The 18,225-nt window shown below is 32.3% G+C and carries 17 protein-coding genes; 6 read left to right on the top strand and 11 right to left on the bottom strand.

Annotated elements, in window-relative coordinates; translation table 11 throughout:
- Positions 1 to 125 precede the first annotated feature (125 nt).
- Together ISP08_RS02960 and ISP08_RS02955 are read left to right on the top strand one after the other, a co-directional pair.
- Positions 126 to 800: a response regulator transcription factor gene (locus ISP08_RS02960; protein ID WP_048793076.1), complete on the top strand. Its 675-nt coding sequence runs from the start codon at positions 126 to 128 to the stop codon at positions 798 to 800.
- The gene (locus ISP08_RS02955; protein ID WP_195719322.1) at positions 793 to 2,160 is read left to right on the top strand and encodes a HAMP domain-containing sensor histidine kinase; all 1,368 of its coding nucleotides are present in this window, start codon (positions 793 to 795) and stop codon (positions 2,158 to 2,160) included. Before ISP08_RS02960 ends, ISP08_RS02955 begins: the two co-directional genes overlap by 8 nt.
- Positions 2,161 to 2,206: 46 nt before the next feature.
- Here ISP08_RS02955 and mqo read toward each other — a convergent pair whose 3' ends face one another.
- Complete coding sequence (gene mqo / locus ISP08_RS02950; protein WP_195719321.1) at positions 2,207 to 3,685, bottom strand: malate dehydrogenase (quinone); 1,479 nt, start codon at positions 3,683 to 3,685, stop codon at positions 2,207 to 2,209.
- Between the two features lie 450 nt (positions 3,686 to 4,135).
- Between mqo and ISP08_RS02945 the strand changes: the two genes are divergently transcribed.
- Entirely contained in the window at positions 4,136 to 5,281 is a 1,146-nt protein-coding gene (locus ISP08_RS02945) for a glycosyltransferase family 4 protein (protein ID WP_195719320.1), read from the top strand.
- Positions 5,282 to 5,338: 57 nt separating this feature from the next.
- Entirely contained in the window at positions 5,339 to 7,030 is a 1,692-nt protein-coding gene (locus ISP08_RS02940) for a CDP-glycerol glycerophosphotransferase family protein (RefSeq protein ID WP_195719319.1), read from the top strand.
- 58 nt (positions 7,031 to 7,088) lie between these two features.
- Here the strand turns inward: ISP08_RS02940 and ISP08_RS02935 are convergent, their stop codons facing one another.
- The gene (locus ISP08_RS02935) at positions 7,089 to 7,883 is read right to left on the bottom strand and encodes a hypothetical protein (protein WP_195719318.1); all 795 of its coding nucleotides are present in this window, start codon (positions 7,881 to 7,883) and stop codon (positions 7,089 to 7,091) included.
- 262 nt (positions 7,884 to 8,145) lie between these two features.
- Positions 8,146 to 8,667, bottom strand: a complete 522-nt coding sequence (locus ISP08_RS02930; RefSeq protein WP_195719317.1) for a GNAT family N-acetyltransferase — start codon at positions 8,665 to 8,667, stop codon at positions 8,146 to 8,148.
- A gap of 313 nt (positions 8,668 to 8,980) precedes the next feature.
- Between ISP08_RS02930 and ISP08_RS02925 the strand changes: the two genes are divergently transcribed.
- Both ISP08_RS02925 and glcP read left to right on the top strand, forming a co-directional pair.
- Positions 8,981 to 9,970 carry an acrylyl-CoA reductase family protein gene (locus ISP08_RS02925; protein ID WP_195719316.1) on the top strand — a complete coding sequence of 330 codons (990 nt, stop codon included), beginning with the start codon at positions 8,981 to 8,983 and terminating at the stop codon, positions 9,968 to 9,970.
- A gap of 247 nt (positions 9,971 to 10,217) precedes the next feature.
- Positions 10,218 to 11,573 carry a glucose transporter GlcP gene (gene glcP / locus ISP08_RS02920; RefSeq protein ID WP_195719315.1) on the top strand — a complete coding sequence of 452 codons (1,356 nt, stop codon included), beginning with the start codon at positions 10,218 to 10,220 and terminating at the stop codon, positions 11,571 to 11,573.
- A 126-nt stretch (positions 11,574 to 11,699) separates the two neighbouring features.
- On the opposite strand, the gene ISP08_RS02915 is transcribed toward glcP, so the two are convergent.
- The 8 genes from ISP08_RS02915 to ISP08_RS02880 all read right to left on the bottom strand — a co-directional run bounded on the left by ISP08_RS02915 (position 11,700) and on the right by ISP08_RS02880 (position 18,223).
- Positions 11,700 to 12,101, bottom strand: coding sequence for a GNAT family N-acetyltransferase (locus ISP08_RS02915; protein ID WP_195719314.1), 402 nt, complete (start codon positions 12,099 to 12,101; stop codon positions 11,700 to 11,702).
- A 95-nt stretch (positions 12,102 to 12,196) separates the two neighbouring features.
- Positions 12,197 to 13,228, bottom strand: coding sequence for an NAD(P)/FAD-dependent oxidoreductase (locus ISP08_RS02910; protein ID WP_195719313.1), 1,032 nt, complete (start codon positions 13,226 to 13,228; stop codon positions 12,197 to 12,199).
- A 332-nt stretch (positions 13,229 to 13,560) separates the two neighbouring features.
- Entirely contained in the window at positions 13,561 to 13,974 is a 414-nt protein-coding gene (locus ISP08_RS02905; protein WP_195719312.1) for a DUF2871 domain-containing protein, read from the bottom strand.
- Between the two features lie 70 nt (positions 13,975 to 14,044).
- Complete coding sequence (locus tag ISP08_RS02900) at positions 14,045 to 14,629, bottom strand: YcnI family protein (RefSeq protein ID WP_195719311.1); 585 nt, start codon at positions 14,627 to 14,629, stop codon at positions 14,045 to 14,047.
- Positions 14,630 to 14,641: 12 nt separating this feature from the next.
- Positions 14,642 to 15,865 (bottom strand): copper resistance CopC/CopD family protein, encoded by a 1,224-nt coding sequence (locus tag ISP08_RS02895; protein WP_195719381.1) that lies wholly within the window; start codon positions 15,863 to 15,865, stop codon positions 14,642 to 14,644.
- A gap of 235 nt (positions 15,866 to 16,100) precedes the next feature.
- Positions 16,101 to 16,547 (bottom strand): ribose 5-phosphate isomerase B, encoded by a 447-nt coding sequence (gene rpiB / locus ISP08_RS02890; RefSeq protein WP_048793088.1) that lies wholly within the window; start codon positions 16,545 to 16,547, stop codon positions 16,101 to 16,103.
- 33 nt (positions 16,548 to 16,580) lie between these two features.
- Positions 16,581 to 17,216: a dihydroxyacetone kinase subunit DhaL gene (gene dhaL, locus ISP08_RS02885; RefSeq protein WP_195719380.1), complete on the bottom strand. Its 636-nt coding sequence runs from the start codon at positions 17,214 to 17,216 to the stop codon at positions 16,581 to 16,583.
- Positions 17,217 to 17,224: 8 nt separating this feature from the next.
- Positions 17,225 to 18,223, bottom strand: coding sequence for a dihydroxyacetone kinase subunit DhaK (locus ISP08_RS02880; RefSeq protein ID WP_195719310.1), 999 nt, complete (start codon positions 18,221 to 18,223; stop codon positions 17,225 to 17,227).
- Between the last annotated feature and the right edge of the window lie 2 nt (positions 18,224 to 18,225).

Raw genomic sequence — 18,225 nt, 5'->3', positions numbered from 1 at the left:
AGTACGACCGTTATATGAACTGAATATGAACAAAATTCATATTTGCTAAAAATTATTAAAACGACTATATTTTAATTAAATTGACGATCAGAATTAATAATATAAATAGATAGGAGTTGTGAATCTTGACGACGTGTTTAATCGTAGATGACGACGCTAAAATATTAGATTACGTGTCTTCATATTTAGAACGTGAAGGTCTTCATACAATCACACAATTAAGTGCTGAAAATGCTTTATCTTATTTAGAAACGCATTCAGTAGATATTGGTATTGTTGATATAATGATGGAAGGTATGAACGGTTTTGAACTTTGTAAGTTATTAAAAGAAGACTATGAAATACCGGTAATTATGTTAACGGCACGTGATGCACTTAGTGATAAAGAACGTGCTTACTTAACTGGAACCGACGATTATGTTACTAAACCATTTGAAATAAAAGAGCTGATGTTTCGAATTAAAGCAGTATTGCGACGTTATAACATCAATACAAATAGTGAAATTACGCTTAATAACTTAACGATTAATCAACCTTATTTAGAAATAGAGGTCAATGGTAAGACTATGAATTTACCCAATAAAGAGTTTCAATTATTATTTTTATTAGCCTCTAATTTTAAACAAGTATTTAATCGTGATGATTTAATCGAAAAAATTTGGGGATTTGATTATGAAGGCGATGAACGAACTGTTGATGTTCACATTAAAAGACTTCGCAAGAAATTAGAACAACTCAATGCTAATGTAACGATTAAAACTGTGCGTGGGTTAGGATATAAGGTGGATGATTATGTTTAAATCTTTGTATATTAGAATAGCCGTATACACAATCATTGTGATGATATTTAGTGCGTTCGTTAGTTTTCTAATAACGAATATATATTATCACGTGTATTTGAAAGAAAATAATGACGCTAAAATTATGCGCACGCTGAAAGAAGCAAAGATTTTTGAAATGAACGATGGCCCTAAATATAGTACCGATTATTTTAAACATTTGGGTGAAATGAATTACCAAATCATGACTGTAAATAAACAAGGTCACAAGCGTTTTTATGGTGAACCTTTCCGTAAAGATAATATTTCTCAACATGCTATTAATCAAGTACTACATAATAAAGATTATCATGGTATAAAAAATCAACCTTATAAGTTATTTGTTACAGGCTTTTTTGAAAATGTGACATCTAATACTGTCGGCGTTAAATTTACGACTAACAATCAAGAATTTGCAGTTTTCATGCGTCCAGATATAGGTAAAACATTCAGCGAATTTAGAGTCTTTTTAGCAATGCTCATTATACTCTTATTGGCAATTTCAATCATTTTAGTCATTTTATCCACTTATGCCATCATTAAGCCAGTACAACAATTAAAACGTTCTACTGAACTTATGATGCGTGGTAATTTTTCAACGCCAATTAAAGTTACACGTAAAGACGAACTAGGAACGCTACAATATAGATTTGATGCAATGAGACAATCATTAAAAGAATTAGATTCTATGCGTCAACATTTTGTGCAAAATGTGTCACATGAAATCAAGACACCACTAACACACATTCATCAATTGTTAGATAAACTTACATTTACGACAAAGAAAGAAGAACAAGCTTATTATGTAGACGAAATTTATCGTATTACTACGCAATTAAGTGAACTAACAAAAGAATTATTACTATTATCAGAGCTTGATAATGGATCACATTTATCATTTAATGATGAAATTAAATTAAGCAACCTGCTTAAGGATATCGTACGTCACGAACAATTTGCCACAGAACAAAAAGGGCTAACAATCATGTCTGACTTAGCTGACATCAATTATATGGGCAATGAACGGTTGTTACATCAAGCGTTTCAAAATTTAATTACGAATAGCATTAAATATTCTACTGAATTTGGTATTATTAATTTATCTTTAAAAGAAAATACCAATGCAATTACTTTTACAATTAAAAATGAAGGTAACGCAATGGATAAACAAACACAGGACCACATTTTTGAAAGATTTTATAAAGTAAGTAATCACGATAATAGTAATGGTCTTGGTTTAGCTATAGCCAAAACCATTATAGAGCTACACAATGGTAATATAGCAGTAGACAGCGAACAAGATGCCACGATATTCACGATCACGTTACCTCATACAAAATAAAAAAAGCACCTTCTATTTAATTTAAATAGAAGGTGCTTTTATCTTATTAATTTACTTTCAAATTCTTTTTGATTTCTTCATTTAATTGTTTATATAGTGCTTCGTTTTCAGATAGTTTTTGACCATAAGAAGGTATCATTTCTTTAATTTTGTCTTCCCATTGGCTAAATTCTTCTGTATAACATTTTTTCAATAAATCTAACATGATATCTACTGCAGTAGACGCTCCGGGTGAAGCACCTAAAAGCGCTGATAACGAACCATCTTCAGAAGTAACAAGTTCTGTACCAAATTGTAAATTACCTTTACTGTCTTTAGTATCTTTAATAACTTGCACACGTTGACCTGCGACAATAACATGCCAATCTTCGCTTTTAGCATTAGGCATAAACTGTCTTAAATCTTCCATTCTTTCTTCATTAGAAAGCATTAATTGAGAAATTAAATACTTAGTTAAATTCATTTCTTTAACGCCCGCTGATAACATCGTTACGATATTATTAGGTTTTACAGATTTTATTAAATCCATATTTGAGCCTGTTTTCAAGAATTTAGGTGAAAAGCCTGCGAACGGTCCAAATAATAATGTGCGTTTACCATCAATATAACGTGTATCTAAATGTGGAACCGACATTGGTGGTGCCCCGACAGCAGCTTTACCATAAACTTTAGCATTATGTTGCTTAGTAATTTCCTCTTTCGTACATGCTAAGAATAAGCCACTAACTGGGAAACCACCAATATGTTTAGATTCTTTAATACCTGTTTTTTGTAACAATGGTAAACTAGCGCCACCAGCACCAATAAATACAAAGTCACTCTCAACAACTTCAGTTTGAGTTGTTTTTAAGTTTTTAACTGTTACTTCCCATGTACCGTCTTTATGCTGTTTAATGTCTTGTACTTCATGTTCATAATTTAATTCAACATTTTTCTCTGCTAAATTGGCAAATAATTGACGAGTTAAACTGCTGAAGTTTACGTCTGTACCTGTTTTATCATAAGTAATTGCCATAGGAATATGAGAAGTACGACCCTCCATCATTAACGGTGCCCATGATTTAATCTTCTCTTTATCGTCTGTAATTTCCATATTACTAAACAGAATATTTTCATTTAAATATTGTACACGTTTGCGCAAGAATTCAACATTTTTAATCCCCTGTACAAAACTCATATGTGGCACGGGTTTAATAAATGCTTGTGGATCTTCTAATTTGCCTTGTTTAACTAAATAACTCCAAAATTGTTTTGAAATTTGAAATTGTTCGTTTATTTTAACTGCTTTTTTAATGTCTATACCGCCATATTTGTCTTCACTAGTATAGTTTAATTCACATAATGCTGAATGCCCTGTGCCCGCATTATTCCATGCATTAGAACTTTCTTGGGCTGGTGAATCTAGCCTTTCAAACATTTTAATTTCTTTGTTAGGTGCTAACTCTTTTAACATGGTTCCTAACGTTGCACTCATAATCCCGCCACCAATTAAGATGACATCTGTTTTGCTATGTTGTGTAGTCATAACAAATACAGTCCCCCTTTTATAAATGTTCATAGAAAGGTTTCATACATAATTCAAAGTCGTACTAAGCGTATGATAATGAAATCGATAAAGCGCTTTCTATTAGACTTAAATAAAAAATCATTATTTATAGTTATTGTACCATTGTCATATTATATGCTTTCAAACAATAACAATTAACATATATCAACTTCCTTAATTATATACATAAATCAACAATGAAAAAAGCCCCAAAAACTAAACATTAATTTTTTTAACGATTAGTTTAGGCTTTCTTTTATATTGTATACCCTATTTTCTGTTTGAAATGCTTATTTAACAATAATTGAAAGTTATTAGTTCTTCTCATATAATTAATGATATTAACTATGTACTTTATAAAAATAATGCTTATTTTAATAATCTTTGTGTCTCTTATCTTTTAAGCATTATTATTTTGGAGGATAAATAATGAAATCGATCACTTTTTTCACTCACAACATTTATGCTATGGGTGGTACTGTAAAATCAATATCACAATTAGCTAATGTATTAGCTCAAAAGGGACATACTGTAAAAATTATTTCTGTTTTTAAAGGAAGCAATAAACCCTATTTTGAGTTACACCCTAATGTTGAAATCACAGCATTAATAAACTACCAATTGCATCCTTCAAATGTTAAAAATATATTTTATAATCGTTTAAGAAAACTCACGCCATTCAATAAGCCACGTATATTATCTCAACATGAACCAGGGCTATATCAATTTTCTTCTTACATTGAGAACAAGATGATTCGTAGTATTAAAACAGTAGATACAGACGTGTTAATCGGCACACGCGCTAGTTTTAATATTTTCATTACACAATACGCGCCTGCAAATGTAGAAAAGATAGGTATGGAACACATGAATTTCGATGCCCACCCTACTGCTTATCAGGATCAAATCATAAAAACATATCGTCATTTAGACAAAATAACTACATTAACACGTAATGATAAAAAACGTTATGAATCTGTAATAGACACACCAACTTATGTCGTTCCTAATGTATTGAATGAAGCACGTCAATCATTAAGTAAACGCAATTTAATCATTGCTGCTGGACGCCTAGAATATGAAAAAGGGTTTGATTTACTCATCAATAGCATCAATAATATACAAAATGTAATGCGCGAACAAAATTACAAGTTAGCTATTTATGGTGAAGGTCAAGAAAGAACTCAGTTGCAACAACAAATTGAACAATTTAACTTGGCAGATATTATTTCGTTAAACCCGACTACCAAATCATTGTCGACAAAATTAGCAGAAAGTAAATTTACTGTCATACCGTCTCGCAACGAAGGCTTTGGAATGGTTATATTAGAAGCGATGAATCAAGGCAGTGTGGTAGTAAGTTTTGATGGTATCGTTGGCCCTACGTCTATAATTAACAATGAGCAAAATGGCTACCTAGTGACGCAAGGCGATATCATGGCTTTATCAAACAAGTTACAATCCTTACTTTCTAAAGAAAGTGACACCGAAATTGTGGAAAATGGTTATAAAACCGTCAAAGCATATGAGCCAAACGCCGTTTATTCACAATTTCTAACTATGTTGAATGATTAAAGTATTCACTAAATCATAGCAATAAAATTAATTAATACAGATTGGTAGAGATAATTTATGATTAAACAATTAACTATAGAAAGTTGGCAAGAGTTAACACGCCAACTAGAACAAGCTATACAAGATGGCTATTCTCATTTTGTTATATTATCTGACAATATTTCTCTTTATGAGGATATGTTAGACGCTGTTGAACTAAAACCATGTACTATTGTTACTGATTATACAGTAGACCAATTCTATAGAAACGATTGTCGCTATTTCGGTAAAACGACGATTACATTTAATGATTGGATAGAGAATATTAATCACTATCCTAATGTTATCTATGATATAGCAACAACAATAGAAATACTTAACACACGCAATATTAATACTATTTTTGACTTAGCTATGATTTCATTATTACAAGATGAAGTAGCAGTCGACCCACATGTGGTTTATAACTTCAGTCAAGATTTCGCCACTTCTAGTGACGTATGGTCAACTGTTGAAAATTGTTCACTTTTAAACACGACAAAATACAATCTAAATAAACTAGCATATATACATGGTCATAAAGTGCCTTTCAAACAACAAGACATTTTAGCACCGGATAATTTACGTTTTGTGGATAAATTACTTTTAAAAACAAAGTTCAAACTACCTCATTGGATATTCAATAGCGTACATCGACACTTTGTAAAGAAACATCAACAACAAAGCTATATCTATGAAAAAAATGCCAATAAACTAAAAGACCATATCGTATTTTTAGGTTTTGATTACGGTTTTAGAGGTAACTCACGTTATTTATTTAATCATTTTGCTAAACACTTTGCTAAAATACCTATTTATTTCATCACAAATGATATTAAAGGTCCAAATTTTATTAATCCAGATGACCCTAAAGCTAAATCGCTCATAGAAGAAGCAAGAGTTGTAATATTAGAAAGTTATATACCGGATACACTGCAACCCAACGGTACTATCATTCAACTCTGGCATGGCACACCGATTAAAAAATTATTTTTAGATAGCCATGAGCCATATCAAAATCTTAATATTTATAATTACCGTGCTCGTAAATACAATAAATGGTTACAACAAGATTATTTAGTTTGTGATAGTGATGAAATTGTTGATTATTTCAAAAGTGCTTTTCCGTTACAACATACAAATGTCATAAGTTGTGGTTATCCAAGAGTGAAATATTTATTGGCCAAACAATTTGACGCACCTTATATCCAATTTATAAAACATGAATTAAAATTAGATACTGAAAAACCAACTCTTTTATATGCACCTACTTGGAAATCAACGTCAGACGAAGAAGAGTTATTCCCTATTAACGATGGCTTATTAAATAAATATAATGTTATTTATAAGGGACACGTCGAAAGTAATTCTGATTATTTACCGGAAAATGCGATTATTGCACCAGCTAATTTAGAAACACAAGATTTAATACTTATTGCAGATGTTGTGCTCACTGATTATTCATCAATTATTTTTGATGCATTGACGTTGGATAAAACAGTTTGTCAGTATACGCCTAATCATGAACAATATATTGCTGAACGTGGTGTCTATGAAGATGTTATGCATTCGTTAGCCACTGTTAGATATAGTGACGCTAAAGCATTACTCAATGATTTAGTTAGCTTCCAAATGACAGCAATAACTAATAATGAATTTGTAAATGATCACAATCACGCCTTCGAAACACTTTCAAATATTATTAATAAACATATTAATTATCATAAATAAAAAAAGCTGGTAAAGCCTATGATGAGGACTTTACCAGCTTTTATATTGTAGTTGAAAATTATTGCTGATATGCAGGATCGACAATGCGTACTGTGCCTTGTTGATCTACAGTTGCAATTGCATAAGTTCCTGGTTGTGCTTGGTTTTGGAAACTAAAGATATAACTATAATTACCGTCACTACCTTCTACTGCATAGTCATTGTAAGGATTATTCTGACCATTTAAACCATTTACTTCTTTAGTCGCTTGGTCTAATGAAGTTTGGAAATTAGGTAAGTTACGTAATGCTTGTTGTGAGTTATCGTTTGATGATGAAATGTTTTGCGCTACAGGCACTGCATTTTGTCCTTGGTAAGGTGCTACATATTCACCATTTGAACTGTTGTTTGCTGTACCGTTTTGTGAACTTGCGCTTTCATTACTGTCACTTGAATTGGCATTAGCATTAGCGCTCGTATTATTATTCGCATTACTATTGTCATTACCGCTAGTATTGCTATTACCATTTGAATTGTTAGCATCTGAAGCATTTGAATTATTATCGCTACTACTACTTGAAGACGAAGCGTCGCTATTACTGTCGCTATTCGACTTATTACTAGCTTGATCGCTGTCATTAGAAGATGAACTGTCATTGCTATTACTATCTTTTGATTTACTGTCATTGTCTTTGTTAGACTTAGAGCTATCATCGTTATTCTTCTTGTTATCTTTGTTTGAATCTTTATCTTTGTCTGAACTAGACGATTTATCTTTATTAGAATCGTCTTTACTACTGCTACCATTGTCACCGTTAGAACATGCTGCAAGTGCCAATGATAGTGTTAAAATACCTGCCAAAAGTTTTTTCATAGAATACAACCTCCTCATTAATATGCTTACTTCTGTGCCAAACATAATATGTATTGCCCCTTTTTTACGTTGGCCTATGTGGCTATTTGGTAAGCTTAACTATTTTATACACTAAAATTTTTTATATAAACGTAAATACTAAAAATTTTAATAATATTTAAATGAAATTAAAATTGTAACTATAACTCAATATATTTGAACACTATACAAACAACACTATATTTTTATCTGTTTAAGCTTGGTTTCTTTTTGAATTAGCATGTTAACTTTTAACAGATTTCTCCATAACTAAATCTAAATCGACTGTATCTCCAGTAACGAAACGGTGTTCTCCGGTTACTTGAAAATCATGTTTTTTATAGAACTTCAATGCTTGTTCATTATGTTTCCAAACGCCTAACCAAATATATGATTTATTTAAGGACATCGCACGCTCAACGACATAGTTAATAACATTTGCGCCTTTACCCCCGCCTTGAGCCTCTTTTAAAAAATAAATTCGTTGTAGTTCTAAATATTGTTCTCCCATTGGTTCAGTTTGTGCCTCGCCAATATTCAATTTGAAATAGCCTACTACGTTATCATCTACCAAATAAAAATATGTTTCTGAATTTCTGTCTTCTAGTTCTTCAGCTAATTTATCAATCGTAAATGCCGAATCAAAATAACTTTGGAAATCTTCTTCACTATAACTGTCCTCAAAAGTATCAAGGAATGTTTTTATGCCAATATCTTTTAATAATTGTAATTCTGTTGATTTTACTTTTTTTATTTTGTAAGTCATACAGTTCACCCATTCCCTTTGTTAGTTTTAATAAATATACCAATATATTATATATTTAATAAAACTATTTCAATTACAATCACAATTAACATTACTTTTATTAATAATTTAAAATCTACCATTGTGTAAGTTACTTGTATATTTTATAATTAAACGGTTGTATAAATGATAGTATTATTTTTATATGAACTTGTACATTTACTGTAAAAAAATAAAATTAGTCTTATTGTGAATCGTATTTTTTCATGATATTGTGGCAATAGTTTTTTTACTGTTCATAAATTTTATTTACATAAAGGAGTGCCATAGAGCAATGACTGAAACATTTAAAGCTTTTGTGGTCGATGAACAAGACGGCAAAGTAAGCTCTCAATTTAAAGATATAACAATTGATGATTTACCTGAAGGAGAAGTATTAATAAAAGTTAAATATTCAGGTATTAATTATAAAGATGCATTAGCAACTGTAGATAACAATAAAATAGTCCGCGACTATCCAATGGTACCTGGCATTGACTTAGCAGGTGTAGTGGCTTCTTCAGACAGTCACGCTTTTGAAGAAGGCGACGAAGTAATCGTCACTGGATTCGATTTAGGCATTTCTCATTATGGTGGTTTCAGTGAATATGCCCGTGTAAAAGAAGATTGGATTGTTCGATTACCTAAAAATCTTACTTTAGAAGAAGCGATGATTTACGGTACAGCTGGTTACACTGCAGGTTTAGCGATTGAAACTTTAGAACATAACGGTTTATCTATTGAAGATGGAAAAGTATTAGTTCGCGGTGCCTCAGGAGGCGTTGGTACGCTAGCCGTTATGATGTTAAATTCAATCGGCTTTAAAGTTATCGCAAGTTCTGGCAAAACAGATGCACATGATACTTTAACTTCATTAGGTGCTAAAGAAGTCATTGACCGCATTAATGAAAATGATGGTAAACCACTCGGTTCTCGCACTTGGGCAGCAGCAATCGACCCAGTTGGTGGGGAAGGTTTAGCTCAAATCCTAAAACATATCGATTATAATGGTAGTGTTGCAACTATCGGTATGACTGGTGGCGATAAATTTACTAGTTCTGTATTTCCATTTATTTTAAGAGGTATTAACATCTTTGGTATTGATTCTGTTTATACTAAAATGAAGCGTCGCCAATTAATTTGGAGAAGACTTGCTACAGACTTAAAACCAAAACAACTACATGATATTAAACAAGTCATTACATTCGATGATATTGAACAAGGTATTCAAAACGTACTTGATCATAATAATAAAGGTAGAATTATTATAGACTTTAATAATTAATAGCTCATTCATCACACAAATTATTTATAATATATGAGAAATGACAACTTTCATTAAATGGAAGTTGTCATTTCTTTTTTTATAGCAATATTTTTACTTAGCTGATAACAATATTAATTAAAATTTTCTTTTTATATATATTTACTAAGATTTAAAACTATATAAATTAGTTATACTTTAACATTTACATCTAACTTATGAAAGCGTATACTTTACTGTGGTTGAAACAATCGAGAGGGGTTTTAATATGGGAATTAAAATAAACAAAAAATTGATTTTCTTTCTAGGCGCTCTAGGTGGTTTACTATATGGATATGATATGGGAGTTATATCCGGTGCTTTATTATTTATTAAAAATGATATTCCGCTCAATAGTTTTACTGAAGGCCTAGTCGTAGCTTCAATGTTAGTTGGGGCAATATTCGGTTCAGGCGCTAGTGGCCCAATGTCAGATAAGTTAGGACGTAGACGTGTCGTCTTTATTATTGCAATCGTCTATATTGTCGGTGCCCTTATTTTAGCGTTAGCACCTTCAATGCCAGTATTAGTTATTGGTCGTTTAGTTATAGGTCTAGCAGTCGGCGGTTCTACTGCTATCGTACCAGTTTACTTATCAGAAATGGCTCCTACAGAACAAAGGGGTTCATTAAGTTCATTAAACCAATTAATGATTACAATCGGTATTTTAGCTTCATATTTAATTAACTATGCATTTACACCAATCGATGGTTGGAGATGGATGTTAGGTTTAGCAGTAATCCCTTCACTGATACTATTAATCGGTGTAGCATTTATGCCTGAGAGTCCAAGATGGCTATTAGAACATAAAAGTGAACAAGCTGCTAGAGACGTCATGAAAATGACATTTAACGAAAATGAAATTAATAAAGAAATTGCTGATATGAAAGAAATAAATCGCATTTCTGAAAGTACATGGCAAGTTTTAAAATCTCCATGGTTACGCCCAACGCTAATCATTGGTTCACTCTTTGCCCTATTCCAGCAAATCATTGGTATTAATGCCATTATTTATTATGCACCTTCAATTTTTAGTAAAGCAGGATTAGGCGATGCAACTTCAATCTTAGGTACAGTTGGTATAGGTACCGTCAATGTACTTATTACTATCGTTGCAATATTTATTATCGACAAAATTGATCGTAAAAAGTTATTAGTTATCGGTAATAGTGGTATGGTTGCTTCATTACTAATTATGGCAATCTTAATTTGGATGATTGGTATTCAATCGTCTGCATGGATTATTATTTTATGTTTAACATTATTTATTATTTTCTTTGGTTTCACTTGGGGACCAGTATTATGGGTTATGTTACCAGAATTATTCCCTATGCGTGCACGTGGTGCCGCAACTGGTTTTGCAGCATTAATCTTATCAATCGGTAGTTTATTGGTAGCACAGTTATTCCCTATATTGACTGACGTTCTACCAGTTGAACAAGTCTTCTTAATCTTCGCAGTTATCGGTATTATAGCGTTAATATTTGTCATTAAATATTTACCTGAAACGAGAGGCCGTAGCTTAGAAGAAATTGAAGCTGACTTACGTTCAAGAACGAATGCAACTGACGCTAATATTAAATAATTCTAGACAAGAAAAGACGCTATAAACTTTCATAGTTTATAGCGTTTTTTTTGTTATATTTAGATTATTGTTTAGCAAATATAAGTAATATTGCTGTCGCAATTGGCACTACTAATAATTCAATGATTAATATAATAAATACATGCCACCTGAATTTGGTTCTGTAGATTGAAATCCGAATTGTTGATACAGTTTGTCTGCCGGATAATCAGCAATTAAACTGACATAACTCGAACTTTCGGCAACGGAATCAATATAATCTTTAACATGTGTCATAATCATTTTGCCATACCCCAACCCTTGATATTGAGGATCGACTGCTACATCTATAATTTGAAATGCTGTACCTCCATCACCGATAACGCGACCCATGCCAATTGCACGATTATCGTCATAAATAACTACATCGAAACAAGCATTACTCAAGCCTTTTTTTGCCGCTGATGGTGTTTTTTCACTCATTCCTGCAACTTTTCTTAAGTTACAATAGTCATCAACTGAAGGTGCTTCGTGTTTTACATTAATCATATTCATATCACTCCTAAAAAATAAGACAAATCATCTGTGACTATACCATAGCACACGGTCTGACTTGTCTTACAATATTAATACTTTAATTGATATTATAAATATTTTTTCATAACCATTTTATTTGATTCTTTAAAGACGTCATTGTGACTTGATACATAACCTTCACGTGGGGCATCCGGTTCTATATAACTTTTAGCTAGATTCGCTGCATTGCCAGCATCACTAAATGCACTTGCAATAAGATGAACCTTTGCATCATGATGCACTATATCGCCACAAGCAAACAAACCATCGATACTAGTAGTAGTATTACCAAAGCCTTTAATTTGGTATTCATTAAACATATCGACTTTTGCAGAAGATTGTTCTAATAATGGGCTTTCCCTATCAAAGCCGTGGCTGACAATCACTTCATCAAATTGTTGTTGATAAGTTTCACCCGTTTCGATATTCTCCAATACGACTTGTGCAATACGTTCACCTTTGTCATCGCCAATGAGTTGGTTAATACGACTGTTAGGTAGCTTTTTAACATTTAAGTCTTCTAAAATATTTTTCAACGCTTCATAACCAGAAATATCTGCTTTTCTGTAGACTAATGTCACGCTTTTCGCATACCCACTTAAATCTCTAGCCCAATCCAATGCAGAATTACCAGCGCCAGAAATAAGTATATCCTTATCTTTAAACTTTTTCAGTGATTGCACAACGTAGTGTAAATTAGTTAATTTATAACGCTCTGCGTCTTTAATATCTAATTGCTTAGGGTTGATGATACCCCCACCAATAGCAATAATCACTGATTTAGTACTGTATACATTACCTTTTTGTGTTTCAATTTCGAAGTGTCGTTCACTTATTTTTCTAATATCAGTTACAGTTTCTTCAAGATATACGTCAGGATTAAAATGTAGTCCTTGCGCAACTGTATCTTTAATAACTTGATAACATGGTTTTGGCGCTAAACCACCAATATCCCAGATAATTTTTTCTGGGTAGACATGCATTTTACCACCCAATTTATCTTGGGCATCGACTATACTGACATCCATTCCTCGTAAACCAGCATAAAAGCTAGCGAACAATCCCGCAGGACCGCCACCTATAATTGTAACGTCCTTCATAATAAGCCTCCCAATTTACTATCTCTATTTCATTATTCATTATCCTACAAATGATAACCATTATCAATATAAACGTTTACATTTTCTCCATTGTACAAATTAGTTGTAATTGTATTTTCATTATTTCGTCACTTTTGGCATATTAGTAGTTGTTAAATTAAAAAATGCTTGTACTTGATAATTTTTCAGTCCCTTATTATAAACTTGTGCCAGATCACTTAAAAAAGTAGCGAGAATAAAAAAACAACTCATTTTCACCTGATTAAATCAGTAAAATGAGTTGCTTTTTTTAAGTTAGGAATGCTAACCTAACTCTTTGTTAATTTTAAATATTAATCTCTTGGATCTTTTATTAATGCATTTTTGAGTAAAAAGAATAATAATACAAATCCAGCTGTCAGTACTGTATGACCAATACCTGCATACCCAGCGAATGATTCAGGTACTGTTTTCCCTATCACTTGGTAAGTACCTTTCATAAACATCATACCTACCGTAAATAAGACACCCAGATTATAAATGATAAAGAACCAATTAAAGAGATAATAACTAGATAATTTAAACAGTTTTTCAAATGGCAGTAACACTAAATGCATAAACATCCCTAGCATTAATAAATGCGTGTGTAAAACTTTTAACTGCGTATCACCAGTAAAATGATGTGCAACAGTTAATTCCCTATAATAAAAGCCACTGATTAAACCAATTACCGTATAGATTAAAAATGCATATAAAATTCTACGCATCGATGACCCTCCTAATTTGATAAACCACCGAATAGTTTATCTACCTCATTACTAACGATAGCACTTTTCTTTATGATTTACGAGATTTTTTAAATATAGCAATTAACGATAAGATAATCGCAATAATAGATACTATCCATAGTGCTACATTACTTTGTGAAGCGTCACCTTGTTCATTTCCTTGTTCGCTATTACTTGATTTACTTACAGCAGTAACGGGCGCAGGCGTCTCAGACTTTTCATTACCTGTCCATTTTACAACATCACCATTTTTGTATGTTTGGTAAGCGTCCCATTTGAATTTACCTTCTTTATCAGGGTTAGCTACTTGAATTGGTAAATCGATAAATTCATTAGGTTTAATGCCACCATTAGTTGCTTCCCAAGTAATTTTAGTTATATTACCTTTTTTATCTTTAGTAAATTTATGGTCAAAACCGTTTACTGGCTCAACTCCGACTACATTTAAACCTTTAGGCACTTTCAGTTCAACTTTTGTCGTATTTTCATCTTTTTCTACAGGTACTCTCACATCATATTTATCATAAGATCCGGGTTTACTTGTATTAGGATTTAGTGTTACGTGCGCATCGGCAACTTTAGACATACTTAAAACAACAATAAATGCTACGATAGTTACTACTATTTTTTTCATATTTCTTCTCCTTTAAGTTGGTATATTAATTTGACTCATAATAATACCTGCAACTATGAGTATGATACCTATAATTATTTCTAGTGATAACATTGATCTGTTCGTATATTGACGACTTAACGCACGCGTAGTCTGATAAGCGCCAAGACACATCATTGCAATAACTCCTAAAATTTTAACAATTACTAACACTGACCACGTCTGAAGATGATTAAATACATTTAATATGCTTGATTCATCAATCACCATTAATATGCCAGATATAATAATCATCAATACGGCTATACTATTAACTTTTAATAAAAACTTTTTAAGATTCAATAGTTGGTTCGTTTTGTTATTAAGTGTTACACAAAACAGATAAACTAATGCACCTAACCAAATCGACATACCTAATAAATGCATTGTGCGAATGATTATTGACCATATAGGAAATTGCTGTGCAAAAGCGTGACCTGACATACTCAAAACGACTAATACCATAAGTGCGATCAGTATGTACCAGCTCTCCAACATATTTTTCAAACTAAATAAAATTAGCAGAACAATAATAGCTAATAATGACAATAATAAAGGGACTTGCAGTAACGTCTCTATATTTAACGTTAGTATTTGACTACTTACATCTGAAGTAAGTGACATCAAATATACTAAACATGTCATAAATGTAACGCCTATAATCATCCAAATTGCAGAACGATATTTAGGAATCACATTAAATTCTGGCAGACCTTTTTTATTAGCCATTTTATTAACTAAGAATAGACCTATTAGTATAATCATAGATCCTTCTGCTAAAAAGCGTAAAAAGCCAAACCAAAATGCTGCAGTTTCAAAAAATGGCGGTGTTGTATCTACATTATTAGCTGTTTTTTTACCAATAGAAAATTCAAATTGGTTGCCTACTTCATGGCCATCAGCTGACATGGCATGCCATTTTATTTTGTGCGTTCCTTTTTTTAATTGATCAACATCAAATGCTAATGTTTTATTATGTCCAGTAGAATTAGGTTTAACTTGATCAATCTCATGACCACTATCATCATAAATAGTAATGCTAGAGTATTTTGTATTAACAGGCTCGTTAAATTGTAATTCTATCTGTTTAGGTTGTGATTTAACTATACTGTTTTCTTGAGGCGTTACTTTTTCCAACGTCGCATGTGCAGATGCGTTGTGTGTTGAAAATATTGTTAAACAAATTAACGCTACAAAAAATACCAAATATAACTTCATGGAAAAGTTATTTTTTAAAGACACTTTTGAGCCTCCGTTCACTTGTTTATTACATACAATTTAATAATATATAAGAAAAGTTTTATGAACAATACATTTTAAAATTTGTCATGTTTTGGACATAAAGCTATTACATTTTTAAGACTTATAAAACACAAAAAGGACAAAACCAATGATAGGTTTTGTCCTTTTATGCTTTATTAAACTATGCTTCTACTTGTCATTTTTCAAGTTACTATTCAGCTTCAGATGCTTCTATATCTACGATTTTATCAACTTTACGTTGAGAACCGCCTTCCCATGCAACATTTAAGTAAGCTTCTACATTTTTCTTAGCTACTTCAACACCAATAATTTGTGCGCCCATAGTTAAAATTTGAGCATTATTACTTAATTGTGCACGTTCTGCAGAGTATACGTCATGTGCCATTGCTGCTCTAATACCTTTAACTTTATTTGCAGCTATGGCAACACCGATGCCAGTACCACAAATTAAAATACCTCGTTCATTATTTCCTTGTTGAATACTTTTACCAACTTCTGCAGCAACATCAGGGTAATCTGTTTCTGCACAATGATGGCAACCAAAATCTTCCACTTCATGACCCATGTCTTCAACTTGTTTTTTTACCGCTTCTTTTAAATCATAACCGTTGTGATCAGCACCTATAGCAATTTTCATCGTCTTGTGCCTCCTTATATTTATTACTTATTTTTATTTAGCAAAGGACTGAAATGTTTCTAACATTAAGTATGCTGACATCGCACCTGGATCAACATGTCCTTGTGAACGATATCCTAAACGTTTTGAGCGTCCTTTATTTGAAACGATATCTTTTGTACTTTCCATTCCTTTTTTCGCATGTTCTAATGCTTTTCCAAATGCTTCTGAGAAAGACAGACCATTAGAACGTTGTTCCTCTAAGGTTGTGTAAAATGGTTCTAGTGTATCTATCATAGTTTTATCACCGATTTTTGCTTTCCCTCTATCTTTAATGCCTTTACTGAAAGAAATCCAAAAATCAAATAAACCATCATCATCAAGTTCAGTCTGATTTTTAACAGCAACTGCAGCTTTTAAATAACCTGAAGCATACAATGGCCCTACTGAAGAACCGACCGCATCTAAAAAGCTTTTACCTACAGCAACGCTAATTTTAGCAATATCATTTTGCTCTTGTAGTTCTTGTTCTACAGTGTCTTTGACTGCTTGATAACCAATATTCATTGTTACACCATGGTCACCGTCACCAATTTTTCTATCTAATTCACATAGGTAATCCTTTTTTGTCGCAAATAATTCCGTTAAAGCTAAAATATATGCTTTATAATCATTACTTGTTAATGTCATCATTCCACCTACACTTCTTTAAAATTAGGGCAATCTACTGGATGTGCAAGACATGATTTCAATGTGTCATCCAACTTCATCAATGTTACCGAAAAGCCGCCCATTTCCATTGATGTAATGAAATTACCTACGTAGGATTTGTAAGTAACGATATTTTTTTCTTCTAATATTTCATTCACTTCTTTGTTAATGATGTATAATTCCATTTGTGAAGTAGCACCTAAACCATTCACTAACACTGCTACTTCATCACCACTTTTGTATAGTCCTTCATTTAGAATGTTTTTCATGATCACGTTAACCGTTTCTTTAGCAGTACGAATCGTAGTTTTTTCAATCCCCGGTTCGCCATGGTGCCCAAGTCCAATTTCCATTTCATTGTCTTCTAAATCAAAGCTTGGCTTACCAGTTTGAGGTAAGTAACAAGGACTAAGTCCGATACCCATAGAACGTGTATTATCATTGGCTAATTGTGCAATGCGTTTAACTTCTGATAAATCATAGCCAAAGTCTGCCGCTGCACCAGCCGCTTTGAATACCAATAATTCACCAGCGATACCACGTCTATCATCTATATCTTTAGAAGATGCTACATCATCATTACCGATAACAACTTCAGTTTGGATGTCATCTTCAATTTCAGTCATTTCACTAGCCATTTCAAAGTTCATTAAATCACCAGCGTAGTTACCATAAATATAAAGTACACCGTGACCTTGACTAATTTCTCTCGTAACAGCTTGAATAGGGATTGGTGAAGGAGAGGCAAAGATGTTACCTACCGCAACACCATCTGCCATACCTTTACCGACATAACCTAAAAATCCAGGTTCGTGACCAGAACCGCCACCAATTAACACACTTACTTTTCTTTTTTCATGTCGTTTAGTACCGATAAGGGCACGTTGATGTAAAGATGATCTTCTAATGTATTCTGGATAAGCCGCAAGATATCCTGTCATTAACTCATCGATAACATTATCCGGATTATTTATCATTTTCTTCATTT

The sequence above is a fragment of the Staphylococcus lloydii genome (genome assembly GCF_015775975.1).
In the GTDB taxonomy this organism is placed as follows: Bacteria; Bacillota; Bacilli; order Staphylococcales; family Staphylococcaceae; genus Staphylococcus; species Staphylococcus lloydii.
Note: the sequence above shows the minus strand (reverse complement) of the source record. Positions and strands in the feature narration are given on the sequence as shown.

Excerpts from the sequence above, each read along its gene's own strand:
- ISP08_RS02955 (WP_195719322.1), top strand. The coding sequence starts at position 793 with ATGTTTAAATCTTTGTATATTAGAATAGCCGTATACACAATCATTGTG.
- mqo (WP_195719321.1), bottom strand. The coding sequence starts at position 3,685 with ATGACTACACAACATAGCAAAACAGATGTCATCTTAATTGGTGGCGGG.
- ISP08_RS02945 (WP_195719320.1), top strand. The coding sequence starts at position 4,136 with ATGAAATCGATCACTTTTTTCACTCACAACATTTATGCTATGGGTGGT.
- ISP08_RS02940 (WP_195719319.1), top strand. The coding sequence starts at position 5,339 with ATGATTAAACAATTAACTATAGAAAGTTGGCAAGAGTTAACACGCCAA.
- ISP08_RS02935 (WP_195719318.1), bottom strand. The coding sequence starts at position 7,883 with ATGAAAAAACTTTTGGCAGGTATTTTAACACTATCATTGGCACTTGCA.
- ISP08_RS02930 (WP_195719317.1), bottom strand. The coding sequence starts at position 8,667 with ATGACTTACAAAATAAAAAAAGTAAAATCAACAGAATTACAATTATTA.
- ISP08_RS02925 (WP_195719316.1), top strand. The coding sequence starts at position 8,981 with ATGACTGAAACATTTAAAGCTTTTGTGGTCGATGAACAAGACGGCAAA.
- glcP (WP_195719315.1), top strand. The coding sequence starts at position 10,218 with ATGGGAATTAAAATAAACAAAAAATTGATTTTCTTTCTAGGCGCTCTA.
- ISP08_RS02915 (WP_195719314.1), bottom strand. The coding sequence starts at position 12,101 with ATGATTAATGTAAAACACGAAGCACCTTCAGTTGATGACTATTGTAAC.
- ISP08_RS02910 (WP_195719313.1), bottom strand. The coding sequence starts at position 13,228 with ATGAAGGACGTTACAATTATAGGTGGCGGTCCTGCGGGATTGTTCGCT.
- ISP08_RS02905 (WP_195719312.1), bottom strand. The coding sequence starts at position 13,974 with ATGCGTAGAATTTTATATGCATTTTTAATCTATACGGTAATTGGTTTA.
- ISP08_RS02900 (WP_195719311.1), bottom strand. The coding sequence starts at position 14,629 with ATGAAAAAAATAGTAGTAACTATCGTAGCATTTATTGTTGTTTTAAGT.
- ISP08_RS02895 (WP_195719381.1), bottom strand. The coding sequence starts at position 15,865 with ATGAAGTTATATTTGGTATTTTTTGTAGCGTTAATTTGTTTAACAATA.
- rpiB (WP_048793088.1), bottom strand. The coding sequence starts at position 16,547 with ATGAAAATTGCTATAGGTGCTGATCACAACGGTTATGATTTAAAAGAA.
- dhaL (WP_195719380.1), bottom strand. The coding sequence starts at position 17,216 with ATGACATTAACAAGTAATGATTATAAAGCATATATTTTAGCTTTAACG.
- ISP08_RS02880 (WP_195719310.1), bottom strand. The coding sequence starts at position 18,223 with ATGAAGAAAATGATAAATAATCCGGATAATGTTATCGATGAGTTAATG.